This window comes from Micromonospora sp. CA-269861 (assembly GCF_050948505.1).
Classification (GTDB): domain Bacteria; phylum Actinomycetota; class Actinomycetes; order Mycobacteriales; family Micromonosporaceae; genus Micromonospora.
This window is the reverse complement of the sequence record NZ_CP192014.1, coordinates 3,150,371-3,163,266: the sequence shown is the minus strand read 5'-3', so window position 1 is coordinate 3,163,266 and position 12,896 is coordinate 3,150,371. Positions and strand designations below refer to the sequence as shown.

Annotated in this window: 11 protein-coding genes; 6 read left to right on the top strand and 5 right to left on the bottom strand. The window is 70.9% G+C overall.

The window, feature by feature from the left end:
* Positions 1 to 20: 20 nt before the first annotated feature.
* On the bottom strand, positions 21 to 1,643 hold the full coding sequence (locus ACQP0U_RS14680; protein ID WP_433319634.1) for a DUF2142 domain-containing protein: 1,623 nt from the start codon (positions 1,641 to 1,643) through the stop codon (positions 21 to 23).
* Between the two features lie 189 nt (positions 1,644 to 1,832).
* Between ACQP0U_RS14680 and ACQP0U_RS14675 the strand changes: the two genes are divergently transcribed.
* Entirely contained in the window at positions 1,833 to 2,150 is a 318-nt protein-coding gene (locus tag ACQP0U_RS14675; RefSeq protein ID WP_210781711.1) for a GtrA family protein, read from the top strand.
* 63 nt (positions 2,151 to 2,213) lie between these two features.
* Here ACQP0U_RS14675 and arc read toward each other — a convergent pair whose 3' ends face one another.
* Positions 2,214 to 3,998 (bottom strand): proteasome ATPase, encoded by a 1,785-nt coding sequence (gene arc, locus ACQP0U_RS14670; protein ID WP_030332887.1) that lies wholly within the window; start codon positions 3,996 to 3,998, stop codon positions 2,214 to 2,216.
* Between the two features lie 178 nt (positions 3,999 to 4,176).
* On the opposite strand from arc, the gene ACQP0U_RS14665 reads away from it, so the two are divergent.
* Positions 4,177 to 4,470, top strand: coding sequence for a ferredoxin (locus tag ACQP0U_RS14665; RefSeq protein ID WP_266242041.1), 294 nt, complete (start codon positions 4,177 to 4,179; stop codon positions 4,468 to 4,470).
* A 49-nt stretch (positions 4,471 to 4,519) separates the two neighbouring features.
* Here ACQP0U_RS14665 and ACQP0U_RS14660 read toward each other — a convergent pair whose 3' ends face one another.
* Genes ACQP0U_RS14660 through ACQP0U_RS14650 form a run of 3 tightly spaced genes read right to left on the bottom strand, consistent with a single transcriptional unit; the run spans position 4,520 to position 7,228 of the window.
* Positions 4,520 to 5,092 (bottom strand): hypothetical protein, encoded by a 573-nt coding sequence (locus tag ACQP0U_RS14660; RefSeq protein ID WP_203120203.1) that lies wholly within the window; start codon positions 5,090 to 5,092, stop codon positions 4,520 to 4,522.
* A gap of 46 nt (positions 5,093 to 5,138) precedes the next feature.
* Entirely contained in the window at positions 5,139 to 6,140 is a 1,002-nt protein-coding gene (locus ACQP0U_RS14655; RefSeq protein ID WP_433319629.1) for a tRNA (adenine-N1)-methyltransferase, read from the bottom strand.
* The gene (locus ACQP0U_RS14650) at positions 6,137 to 7,228 is read right to left on the bottom strand and encodes a site-2 protease family protein (protein ID WP_433320845.1); all 1,092 of its coding nucleotides are present in this window, start codon (positions 7,226 to 7,228) and stop codon (positions 6,137 to 6,139) included. The genes ACQP0U_RS14655 and ACQP0U_RS14650 overlap by 4 nt, the downstream gene beginning before the upstream one ends.
* 140 nt (positions 7,229 to 7,368) lie before the next feature.
* On the opposite strand from ACQP0U_RS14650, the gene ACQP0U_RS14645 reads away from it, so the two are divergent.
* From ACQP0U_RS14645 to ACQP0U_RS14630, 4 genes are all read left to right on the top strand, one after another.
* Positions 7,369 to 8,283, top strand: coding sequence for a RecB family exonuclease (locus ACQP0U_RS14645; protein WP_433319626.1), 915 nt, complete (start codon positions 7,369 to 7,371; stop codon positions 8,281 to 8,283).
* Between the two features lie 81 nt (positions 8,284 to 8,364).
* Complete coding sequence (locus ACQP0U_RS14640; RefSeq protein WP_433319623.1) at positions 8,365 to 9,051, top strand: response regulator; 687 nt, start codon at positions 8,365 to 8,367, stop codon at positions 9,049 to 9,051.
* Positions 9,052 to 9,406: 355 nt separating this feature from the next.
* Entirely contained in the window at positions 9,407 to 10,174 is a 768-nt protein-coding gene (locus ACQP0U_RS14635; protein ID WP_433319620.1) for an ABC transporter ATP-binding protein, read from the top strand.
* Positions 10,174 to 12,729, top strand: a complete 2,556-nt coding sequence (locus ACQP0U_RS14630; protein WP_433319617.1) for an ABC transporter permease — start codon at positions 10,174 to 10,176, stop codon at positions 12,727 to 12,729. Before ACQP0U_RS14635 ends, ACQP0U_RS14630 begins: the two co-directional genes overlap by 1 nt.
* Positions 12,730 to 12,896: the final 167 nt, after the last annotated feature.

The window sequence follows — 12,896 nt, the reverse complement described above, 5'->3', positions numbered from 1 at the left end:
TCGCCCGACCCGGTCCACCGTCAGGTCGAGCGTAGTCCGCCCTGGGCACCTGCACTCTGTAGGTGAGTGCCGGCGGGCCGGAACAGTTCGGTGGATTCGGTGTCGGAACGCTCGACCGTCGGCGTCGGGTCGTCGCTCGGGGTGGAGCGTGTGGTCCAGACGAGCCAGCCGAACAGCACCAGGCCCAGGCTGGCGCTGAGCAGCGGGATCGCCGAGCCGACCACCGGGTGCCAGTCGCCGGCGAGCGGGTTGAGGCTGCTCAGCCCGATGTTGGCGGGCAGGCCGTTCTGCCAGCGGACCATCGTGAACGCCAGGCAGAACAGGTGGATCGGCAGGAGGAGCAGCACGGCGAGTCGGCTGAACGAGCGGGCTCGCGCGATCTCGAACCCGCGTTGTTCGGCGACCCATGCGGCGTAGAGCAGGACGCCGACGAGCATGGGCAGCATGTAGCGGCCCTGGGTGACGAAGCCGCTCTCGTTGACCAGGGCGATCTGCATGACGGAGGGGATGGCCACGCCGCCGCCGAGCAGCACGAGCAGGCGCCACCTGTCGAGCGTGCTGCCCCAGACGACACCGATGAGCAGCAGCGCTCCGGCGACGAGCTGCCAGATCACGTACGGCGGGGCGGGCATCCGGGTGTCCAGCCAGGAGGTGACCCCGACGATCTGGTCGAGGTATCCCCGCCACCGGTCGGCCTCGCGCAGCGCCGCCTGTCCGTAGGTGAGCCGGTCGGCGGAGTAGTTGCCGAGGTCGGAGGTCTGTTGGCGGACGGACCAGGCGAGCACGACGAGGGTGGACAGCACGATGCCGCCCGCCCAGAGCTGCGCGGCCCGGTCCCGGAGGAGGCCGACGAGGTTGCTGCGGCGCAGCGGGAACGCGAACGCGACGAAGGCGGTCGCCAGCCAGAGCGGGCCGGTCTGGCGCAGCACCGCCAGGAGCAGCCCGCTGATCCCGACGAGGAGGATGAGGCCGCGCCGTGGGCCGGGTGGGCCGAGCAGCAGGGGGATGACCGCGCTGAAGAAGGCGATGCCGGCGGCGATCTCCAGGCCGTTCGGGTTGACCGCGCTGGCCATGTGCACGGCCATCGGGGTGGTGACGACGACCAGGGCGCCCATCATGAGGCCGCGGCGGGAGCGGTTGCGGATCACGACGTACGCGCAGGCGAGCAGGGCGGCGCAGCACAGGGCGCTGATCATGCGGGCGAGCAGGACGCCGGACCAGCCGGGCCAGAGCACCGTCGGCGCGCCGACGAGGGCGTAGTAGGCGGGGAAGTAACGCCCGGCCCCGGTGCCGGCCCGGGTTGGCGTGTCGTCGCTGCCGGGCGGCTGGGCGCAGGCCGCGGAGACTTCCTTCTTGAACTGCCAGCACTGCTCGCGGACGAGACCGCCGGGAACGGTCTGGAAGGCGCCGGTGCCCTTCTTGGCGGCGGCCGGCGGGGGTGCGATCTGCCCGGCGGCGACGCCGGCCGCCCGGACGATGTGCTCGCGCTCGTCCGGGGTGCCGTCGTAGGGGGCGGCCATCGACCAGGCGAAGATGATCAGGAAGAACGCCGCGAAGGCGAGGGCCCAGTGTCGTCGGGTGGCGCTCGTGGTGGCTGCCGGGCTTTCGCCGGTGGCCGGCGTCACTCTTCCGGGATCAGGCACGTCAACCTCGCGGCTCGCGCGGGCAGGCCCCGCTGGGTGGATGGACAGACGATAGACTCCCTCGTCGTCCTCACCGCTCCGGGTCCCCCCTTGGAGAACTCTTTGCTGTCACCTGTTGCCGATTCCGTCCGCCACCTGTCCCGACACAGTGCTGTGCGGTTCCTGGTCGTCGGGGGTCTGAGCGTTGCCGTGGACACGGGATCACTCTTCGTCTACCACGGAGTTCTCCGGATTGTCCTGCCGGTTGCGGCCGGCATGTCGTTCCTGACCTCGTTCTGGGTCAACTTCGGGCTGAACCGGGCGTGGTCGTTCGGCTCGTCCGCGCAGATGGTGCCGCAGGTGGGGCGCTACTTCGCGTTGGTCCTCGCCAACCTGACCGCCAACGTGGTGCTGGTGTCCGCGCTGACCTGGGCGGGCACGCCGTACCTGCTGGCGAAGTTGCTGGTGACGGCGTCGTTGTCGGCGGCGAACTACGTGGTGTCGAAGCGGTGGATCTTCGCTGCCTGACCGGCGCCTGACATGACCGCAGCGAGGGTGCCCGCCGGACGGCGGACACCCTCGCTGCTGGGGTCAGAGGTACTGGCCGGTGTTGCTGGCGGTCTCGATGGACCGGCCGGCCTCGGCGCCCTTGCCGCCGGAGACGAGCGTGCGGATGTAGACGATCCGCTCGCCCTTCTTGCCGGAGATGCGCGCCCAGTCGTCGGGGTTGGTGGTGTTGGGGAGGTCTTCGTTCTCGCGGAACTCGTCGACGCAGGCGTCGAGCAGGTGCTGCAGGCGCAGCCCCTTGCGGCCCGAGGTGAGGAACTCCTTGATGGCCATCTTCTTGCTCCGGTCGACGATGTTCTGGATCATCGCGCCGGAGTTGAAGTCCTTGAAGTAGAGGACTTCCTTGTCACCGTTGGCGTAGGTGACTTCGAGGAACCGGTTCTCCTCGGTTTCGGAGTACATCCGCAGCACCACGGCGTCGATCATCGCCGCGACGGTGGCCTGGGGGTCGGTGCCGTGTTCGGCCAGGTCGTCCGGGTGCAGGGGCAGCCCGGAGAGGATGTACTTGGAGAAGATGTCCTTGGCCGCTTCGGCGTCCGGGCGCTCGATCTTGATCTTCACGTCGAGGCGACCGGGGCGCAGGATCGCCGGGTCGATCATGTCTTCCCGGTTGGAGGCGCCGATGACGATGACGTTCTCCAGCCCCTCCACGCCGTCGATCTCGCTGAGCAGCTGCGGGACGATGGTGTTCTCCACGTCGGAGGAGACACCGGAGCCGCGGGTCCGGAAGATCGAGTCCATCTCGTCGAAGAACACGATCACCGGAGTGCCCTCGCCGGCCTTCTCCCGTGCGCGCTGGAAGATCAGCCGGATGTGCCGCTCGGTCTCACCGACGTACTTGTTGAGCAGCTCGGGGCCCTTGATGTTGAGGAAGAAGCTGGTGTGCTTCTCCTTGCCCTGGCGCTCGGCGATCTTCTTGGCCAGCGAGTTGGCCACCGCCTTGGCGATGAGCGTCTTACCGCAGCCGGGCGGACCGTAGAGCAGGATGCCCTTGGGTGGGCGGAGCTGGTGCTCACGGAACAGGTCCGCGTGCAGGAACGGCAGCTCCACCGCGTCGCGGATCTGCTCGATCTGCGACTGGAGGCCACCGATGTCGCCGTAGTCGACGTCGGGCACCTCCTCCAGGACCAGCTCCTCGACCTCGCTCTTCGGGATCCGCTCGTACGCGTACGCCGAGCGGGGCTCGATCATGAGCGAGTCGCCGGCCCGGATCGCCGAGCCGATGAGCGTCTCGGCGAGGTGCACGATGCGCTCCTCGTCGGAGTGGGAGACCACCAGCGCCCGGTCGCCCGGACCGCCGTTCGGCCCCTCCAGGATCTCCTTGAGCATCACCACTTCGCCGACCCGCTCGTAGCCGAACGCGTCGACGATGTTGAGCGCGTCGTTGAGCAGGACCTCCTGGCCACGGCGCAGGTCACCCACGTCGAGCGAGGGCGAGACCGCGACCCGCAGTTTCCGGCCGCCGGTGAAGACATCCACCGTGCCGTCCTCGTGCTTGGCCAGGAAGACGCCGTACCCACTCGGCGGTTGCGCGAGCCGGTCGATCTCCTCCTTGAGCGTCACGATCTGCGTGCGAGCTTCCTTGAGGGTGCTCACCAGCCGGTCGTTGTTCTCGGTCAGCCGCGCCAACTGTGCCTGGGTGGCCGCCAGCCGCTCTTCGAGCTGCCGGACGTGTCGGGGGCTTTCGGTCAACTTGCGCCGCACCAGGGCGAGTTCCTCTTGCAGGAACGCGACCTGCGTGGAGAGATCGTGGGCTTCCTTCTCCCACCGTGCGGCGCGCGAGTCCGCGTCGTCGCTACGTGCTGCCACGTCCCACCTCCCCGGGGGGCTTGAACGTTCTGCCCTAACACTAGCCGCTATGAGGCCGATTCGGTCCCACGCAACACCCTCGTCACCGAACCTTGATCGCCAAGGGTGGCCTGACGGGCGGTTACTGGCGTTCGGGTACCGTCGGAGCGTGGCACGGGAGAACATGGGGGGTGCACAGGTGGCCGAGGTCGCGACCGACGAGTTGCAGGTCTGGGTCGACCAGGATCTCTGCACGGGCGACGGGCTCTGCGTGCAGTACGCGCCGGAGGTGTTCGAGTTCGACATCGACGGCCTGGCCTACGTCAAGGGCGTCGACGGTGAGCTGCGGATGGCGCCGGGCAGCCGGGTCGACGTCCCCGCGCACCTGCGACTTGAGGTGATCGACTCCGCGAAGGAATGCCCGGGCGACTGCATCCACGTGGTGCGCGGCGACGGCGTCGAGGTCGCCGGCCCGGACGCCGAGGACGACTGACCCACCGGCCGGGCCGCGCGGCCCGGCCGGGACCAGAACGGGGTACGCCTCAGAGCATCGGACGGCCGACCACCGAGGCGACCAGGCGTGCGAACTCCTCCAACCGGGCGATCTGCCCGGCTCCGCCGTCGTCGAGGGTCTTGCCGAAGCGCAGCGCGTCGTGCCGGGGTGTGCCGACCATCTCCTCGCTCGGCGGCGCCTCGTCCAACGAGGTGAGCAGCAGATAGACGTCGATGCTGTCGACCCGGATCTCGCCGCTCTCGGCACGGTTGAGCCGCCGCCGGCAGCCCACCTCGGTGACGGTGGAGACCGGCACCACCCGCAGCGACGAGGTCATCGAGCCCGGCGGGCCCTCCTCCGGTGGTACGTCCTCACCGTGCCAGAGGATGAGCCGGCTGCCGTCGCAGACGACGACCTCCTGCCACACCCCGTTGACCTCGTTGACGAAGCGTTCCAGTGTGAAGCCGAGCACCGACGCGCCGCGCAGCACCCCGCCGAGCGCCTCCAGGGCCACGTCCGGGTCGCGCAGGTAGGCCCGCGCCGCCGATTCCAGGTCCTGGTAGGGCGACCAGTCGGGAAAGACCGCGGGGAGGTCACCACCGCCGTAGCCCGGTCGGCTCATGCCAGCGTCTCCCCCTGCTCGGCGGTGCCGACACCCAGCTCGATGGTCACGGCCTGTCCATCTCCCCCGTACCGTTGGGCTGCGCACCTGCCGCCTGGGCGGCAGCGGCCTGTCGGGCCGCCTCCGCCTCGCGCAGGTCCTGGCGGCGCTGCGCGTACGCCTCGGTGCCCTTGCTGGGCTTGCGCCGACGCGGTGGCGCGGTGACCCCCGGGGCCAGCTTGCGCGCGGACACCAGGAAGGCGGTGTGCGCGATCATCCGGTGGTCCGGACGGACGGCGAGGCCCTCGGCGTGCCAGTCGCGCACCAGGGACTCCCAGGCCCGCGGCTCGGTCCAGCCGCCGCGCTCGCGCAGCGCCTCCACCAGCTCGGAGAGCTGCGGCGTGGTGGCGACGTAGCCGATGAACACCCCACCGGGCACCAGTGCCCGCTCGACCATGTCGAGGGTCTCCCAGGGGGTCAGCATGTCCAGGATGATCCGGTCGAAGCCGGTCTCCTGGCACTGCGCGACGTCGCCGACGTGCAGGTTCCACGAGGGGTGCGGCCCGTTGAAGAACGCCTCGACGTTGCGCTTGGCGATCTGGGCGAAGTCGTCACGCAGCTCGAACGAGTGCAGCTCACCCTCGGTGCCGACGGCACGCAGCAGGGAGCAGCTCAGCGCGCCGGAGCCGGCGCCGGCCTCGAGGACCTTCGCGCCGGGGAAGATGTCGCCCATCGCGACGATCTGCGCCGAGTCCTTCGGGTAGATCACCTGAGCGCCGCGCGGCATGGACAGCACGTAGTCCGACAGCAGCGGCCGCAGGGCCAGGAACGCGGTGCCGCCACCGGAGGTGGTCACCACGCTGCCGTCGGGGAGCCCGATCAGCGCGTCGTGCGCCAGGATGCCGCGGTGGGTGTGGAACTCCTTGCCGGGCTCCAGCGTCACGGTGTGCATCCGCCCCTTGGGGTCGGTCAGCTGGACCCGGTCGCCGGGCCGGAACGGCCCCCGGTGCACGGGTGTCAGCGCCGGGTTGGCGGGGTCGGCGGCGACGGTGGAGGGAGTTGCGGTCACGGTGTCATCTTCCGGTTGGGTTCGAGGAGCTGTGCCAGGTCCGCGATGTGCAGAATGCCGACGACATCTTCGCCTGACGTCACCACGTACTGCGCGCCCGGGTGGGTCTGTACGGCCTCCATCACCCGCTCGCCGTCCCACCCGACGGCCAACGTGGGAAGTGTGCCCAGCGACCGGGCGACGGCGTCCACCGCCAGCCACGGTCGGCGCTCGACCGGCACCGCGTCGGCGGCGACCGGGTCGACGAGCGCCACCGGTCGGCCGGTGGAGTCGGTGACCAGCAGCGCGGCGGCGGGCTGCCCGCTCTCGGCGCGCCGGCGCTGGGCCTCGGCCAGGGGCGTACCGGTGGCCACCGGCCAGACCGGGCGGGCCAACCGGGCGAGGTCGATGAGCGGGAACCGGCGGCTGACCCGGGCGGCTCGGATCGACTGCCCGGCGCCACGCCAGAGGGTGACGGCGACCAGCAGCATCAGCGGCAGCGCCAGCGGCGCCAGACGCCGCTCGACGGTGAGGACCAGGACCAGGGCCGCGGTGCCGACGGCGACGACCCGGCCGGCCCATCCGGCGACCTCGGTGCCGAGGTGCCGGTCGCGGGTCAGCCCCCACACGGCGGCGCGCAGCGCCCGGCCGCCGTCGAGTGGCAGCCCGGGCAGGCTGTTGAACAGCGCCACGATGACGTTGCTGACCGCGAGCTGGAAGGCGAGCTGGTGGGCCACTGTCCCCTCGGGCAGCGCGAGCGTGGCGGCGACCGCCAGGACGCCGAGGACCGCGGAGACCGCCGGGCCGGCCAGCGAGACCAGCAGGTCGACGCGGGGCGACGGGGCGTCCCGGTCCATCTCGGTGTAGCCGCCGAGCAGTTCCAGGGTGATCCCGCGCACACCGATGCCGTACCGCCGGGCGGTGAGGGCGTGGCCGAGCTCGTGCAGCAGCACCGAACCGAGCAGCGACACGACGAACCCGAAGCCGATCAGGTAGCCGCTGAGCTGCGGCAGGTCCAGTTGTCGGCGGGCGAACTCGCCGTACAGCACCGCGATGAGCACCGCGAGCAGGACCATGGAGCCGTTGAGGTGCAGCGGCACCCCGAACACCTTGCCGACGTTCAGGCCGAGGCGTCGGTCCGGTCGGCGCGGCGGCCGGGTTGTCTGCTCCATCGCCACGATGCTACGGACCGTCGCTGTGCGGGGCGGCCGGCGGTCGGTGTCACACCGGTGCCCTAACCTTTGCCGACATGACGGCGGAATCGGTCACCACCTCCCAACCCTCCCCCGCGGCGCAGGCGCCGCCGACGGTGCGGGCCTCGCTGTCCCCGTCGCGGGCTGCGGATTTCAAGACCTGCCCGTTGCTCTACCGGTTCCGCAGCATCGACCGGCTGCCCGAGCGCACCACCATCGAGCAGGCCCGGGGCACGTTGGTGCACGCGGTGCTGGAGCGTCTGTTCGACCTGCCCGCCACCGGCCGCACGCCGGAGGCGGCCGGTGACCTGGTGGCCCCCCAGTGGGACAAACTGGTCACCGAGCAGCCGGAACTTGCCGGGATCTTCGACGGCGCGGAGCCGGCCGGCCCGGTGGAGTTCCTCCGCTCGGCCGCCGCGCTGTTGCAGGGTTACTTCGCGGTGGAGGACCCGACCCGGCTGGAGCCTGCCGAACGCGAGAGCCTCATCTCCGCGGTCGTCGACGAGGAGTTGCTGATCCGGGGCTACCTCGACCGGCTCGACGTCGCCCCGGACGGCGCGCTGCGGGTGGTCGACTACAAGACCGGCGGCGCTCCACGGGAGGCGTTCGAGGCGCGGGCGCTGTTCCAGCTGAAGTTCTACGCCCTGGTGCTGTGGCGCACCCGGGGGGTGGTGCCGCGGGTGCTACGGCTGCTCTACCTGCGCGACGCCGAGGTGTTGGATTACACACCGGACGCCGACGAGCTGGTCCGCTTCGAGCGCACCGTGGTGGCGCTGTGGCGGGCGATCGAGCAGGCCACCGCCCGGCAGGATTTCCGGCCCCGGCCGAGCCGGCTCTGCGACTGGTGCAGTCACCAGGCGCTGTGCCCCAGCTTCGGCGGCACGCCGCCGCCGTTCCCGGTGGCAGCGGCGAGCGCCGACCCGCTGCGCGACTCCCGGTCCACCCCGGTGGCGCCGGGCGCCGACGAGTGACGGTGTCCTGAGCGACGCACCGGCCCCGCGTACGCGAGGATGACCGGTGCGCGCCACGACGTCAGCGGGACGGGAGACGACATGAGCGATCGGGTGCCCTCGGCGCGGCCGGTGCGGATCCTGCTCGCCGACGACCAGCCGCTGCTGCGGACCGGGTTCCGGATGGTGCTCGGCGCCGAGAGCGACCTGGACGTGGTGGCGGAGGCCGGTGACGGCGTGGAGGCGGTGGAGCTGTCCCGCCGGCTGCTGCCCGACGTCGTTCTGATGGACATCCGGATGCCCCGGATGGACGGGGTGGCGGCGACCCGGGCCATCGTCGACGCCCGACTGCCGGTACGGGTGCTGGTGCTCACCACCTTCGACCTGGACGAGTACGTGGTGGGCGCGTTGCGGGCCGGCGCCAGCGGGTTCCTGGCCAAGGACGTGCCGGCCGAGGACCTGATCGCGGCGATCCGCACCGTCGCCGGCGGGGACGCGGTGGTGACCCCTCGGATCCTGCGGCGACTGCTGGACCGCTTCGCCGAGTTGCTGCCCGACCCGGCGGTGACGCCGGCGGCGGCGCTCAACGCGCTCACCGACCGGGAGCGTGAGGTGCTCGTGCAGGTCGCCCGGGGGCTGTCCAACGCCGAGATCGCGACGGTCCTGTCGGTGAGCGAGACCACCATCAAGACCCACGTCGGGCACGTGCTGACCAAGCTGCGGCTACGCGACCGGGTGCAGGCGGTGGTGCTCGCCTACGAGTCGGGGCTGGTCCGCCCCCGGGCGTAGCCGCATTCTCCCGGGTACCTCACCCGGCGTACTCGAAGATCCCTCCGTGGGGGGACGGCCACCGTTGCCATCGTCACCTACCGTGACCGGAGATGGCCTGGTTCGGTTGACCCTCCTGTGGCGTCAGGTGGAAGTGTCGGTGCTGCCGCCCGCCGCCGAGGGAGAAGCGGTCGACCAGCCGTCGAATCAGGGGCAACCCTGATCCGACATGGGGGTGCACCCGCAGCGGGAAATCCGCGCAGGGTCCCCCCAGGGTCGGACGGGGAGGGCGTAAGCAGCACCGATGATTGAACAGTCGCGCCGGACCATCGGGGGGACGGCGTGCATTTTCGGACAGACGGAAGAGGTAGATGACGTGACCGCGACGGTAGGCCAGCAGGCGCAGGCCGCGGCCCGGGCGAACGACGTGTGGAAGGTGTACGGCAGCGGCGAGGCTCAGGTCATCGCGCTGCGGGGGGTCAGCGCGGAGTTCGAACGTGGCCGCTTCACTGCGATCATGGGCCCGTCGGGTTCCGGTAAGTCGACGCTGATGCACTGCCTCGCCGGTCTGGACTCGGTGACCCGGGGGACGGTGGCGATCGGTGAGACGACTGTCACCGGGCTGGGCGACGCGGGGCTGACGAAGTTGCGGCGCGACAAGGTGGGCTTCATCTTCCAGCAGTTCAACCTGCTGCCGACGCTGACCGCCAAGGAGAACATCCTGCTGCCGCTGTCGATCGCCGGGCGCAAGCCGGACCCGGCCTGGTACGACACGGTGATCGAGACGGTGGGTCTGAAGGACCGGCTGGACCACCGGCCGGCGCAGCTCTCCGGTGGGCAGCAGCAGCGGGTGGCGTGCGCGCGGGCGTTGGTCTCCCGCCCCGAGGTGATCTTCGCGGACGAGCCGACCGGCAACCTGGACTCTCGCTCCGGCGCGGAGGTGCTCAACTTCCTGCGCAACTCCGTGCGGGAGCACGGCCAGACCATCGTGATGGTCACCCACGACCCGACGGCCGCCGCGTACGCCGACCGGGTGGTCTTCCTCGCCGACGGCGAGATCGTCTCGGAGCTGATCGAGCCGACCGCCGAGACGGTGCTGGACACCATGAAGAAGCTGGACACTCAGGCCGAGGTGGGCAACTGATGTTCCGCGCCACGATGAAGAGTCTGCTGGCCCGCAAGGTCCGGCTGATCCTGTCCGGCCTGGCGGTGGTGCTCGGGGTGATGTTCGTCTCCGGCGCGTTCGTGCTCACCGACACGCTGGGGCGCTCCTTCGACTCGGTCTTCGCCGACGGCTACTCCGAGATCGATGTGAACGTCGCGGCGAAGCCGAAGGTGCAGGTCAACGAGATGGAGGGCGAGCAGACCGTCGCCCCGCTGCCGGCCTCCGTGGTGGACCGGGTGAAGCAGGTGCCGGGGGCGGCGTCGGCGACCGGCATCGTCGGGGCCGACGGCGCTCGGGTGATCGGCAGCAACGGCAAGGTGGTCACCTCGTTCGGCCCGCCCCAGTTGGGCGAGAACTGGATCGGCGAGAGCGAGCTGCTGCAGCTGCGTGAGGGGCGCGCGCCGCAGGCCGAGGACGAGATCGTCATCAACAAGGCGCTGGCCACGGCCGCGAAGGTGCAGGTTGGCCAGAAGGTCGGCGTGCTCACCGCGTTCGAGTCGAAGAAGCGGGAGTTCACACTTGTCGGCGTGTTCGGTTACAGCGGTGACCGGGACTCGATCGGCGGGGTCAACGAGGTCTTCTTCACCACTCCGGTGGCGCAGCGGTTGATGCTGGGCGAGCCGGATGTGTTCAGCAGCATCACCGTGCAGGCCGCCGACGGGGTCTCCGACGAGAAGCTGCGCGACGACGTGGCCCGCACCCTGGGCGCGGACTTCGAGGTGAAGACGGGCGAGCAGGTGGCCGCGGACGCCTCTGCCAGCCTGAAGGAGGGCCTGTCCTTCTTCAACAAGATCCTGCTCGGCTTCGCCGCGGTGGCGCTGCTGGTGGGCACCTTCCTGATCCTCAACACCTTCTCGATCATCGTGGCGCAGCGGACCCGGGAGTTGGCGCTGATGCGCGCCATCGGGGCCAGCGGCCGGCAGATCATCGGTTCGGTGGTGCTGGAGGCCATCGCGGTGGGGTTGATCGCGTCGGTGCTCGGCCTCGCCGCCGGCATCGGGGTGGGCGCGCTGCTGGCGTTCCTGTTCGGCAAGCTCGCTGGCGGGCTCACCCTGGCCGGGATCGGCGTGCCGGCGGCGGCGGTGATCGGTTCGTTCGCCGTCGGTCTGGTGATCACCGTGGTGGCGGCGCTGCTGCCGGCGCTGCGGGCGTCCCGGATCCCACCGATCGCGGCGATGCAGGACGTGGCGACCCCGGACCGGCCGTTGACCAAGGTCACGGTGGCCGGGTCGGTGGTCACCGGCATCGGCGCGGTGCTGCTGTTCCTCGGGCTCAGCGGCAACGCCGGCGGTCAGACGCTGTCCACCATCCTCGGCGGGGTGCTGTTCGCCTTCATCGGTGTGGCGCTGCTGACCCCGCTGATCAGCCGCCCGGTGGTGAGCCTGCTCGGCGCGATCTTCGCCTGGTCGGTGCCGGGCAAGCTGGGCCGGCTCAACTCCGGGCGCAACCCGCGCCGTACGGCGATCACGGCCGCCGCGCTGATGGTCGGCATCGCGCTGGTCACCGGCGTCACGGTCATCCTCGACTCGGCCAAGGGCAGCATCAGCGCGCTCGCCCAGGACACCATCAAGGCCGAGCTGGTGATCGCCGGCCAGCAGGGTGGCCCGCGTCCGCCGACCTTCGACCCGGGGGTACTGGACCGCGCCAAGGCCCTGCCCGGTGTGCAGCTGGTCGACGGCGAGTACGGCGACATGGGCCGGATCGACGGCGAGAGCACCTGGGTCGCGGCGAGCAGCGACCCGGCGTCGCTGCGGCAGATCTTCGGGGCGAAGCCCGTCGCCGGTGACATCGACCGGATCGGGCCGACCCAGATGCTCGCCAGCTCGGACACGGCCACCTCCCGTGGCTGGTCGGTGGGCTCCACGGTGTCGGTGCAGCTGACCCGGGGCGAGGCACGCACCTACACGATCAGCGGCATCTACGAGTCGTCGCAGCTGACCAACCCGGTGACGCTGCCGCCGGCGGCGGCGAAGGACTTCGCCATCCCGCAGCCCATCCAGGGCTTCATCCAGCTGACCCCGGGCACCCGGGTGTCCGACGTTCAGCCGCAGGTGGAGGCGTTGCTCGCGGACAGCCCCGAGGTGTCGGTGGCTGACCGGGACGCGTTCATCAAGCAGCAGACCAGTTCGCTCGACGGGCTGCTCACGATGATCCAGATCCTGCTGGCGCTGGCCATCGTGATCGCCGTTCTGGGCATCATCAACACCCTGGCCCTGTCGGTACTGGAGCGGACCCGCGAGCTGGGTCTGCTGCGGGCGATCGGCCTACGCCGGTCGCAGACCATGGGCATGATCACCGTGGAGGCGGTGGTGATCTCGGTGTTCGGCGCGCTGCTGGGCGTGGCGGTCGGCACCGGCCTCGGCGCCGCGGTGGTGGAGGCCCTCAAGGACGAGGGCATCACCGACCTGATCCTGCCCTGGGGGCAGATGGGTGTCTTCCTCGGCCTCGCCGCCATCATCGGCGTGGTGGCCGCGGTGCTCCCCGCGGTCCGGGCGGCCCGGATCAACGTCCTGGGCGCCATCGCCCACGACTGATCGGCACTGCCGAGGCCCCCGGTCGCCGTCCGCGCGACCGGGGGCCTCGGCGTGTCCGGCCTGCCCCATTCGGCCTCGGCCGCCCGTACGCGACTGCCAGGCTGGTGCTGCCGGCAGGGTGCCGGCCCGCCCGCGACCCCCGGGCGGCCGGAGAACCGGGGCGCATG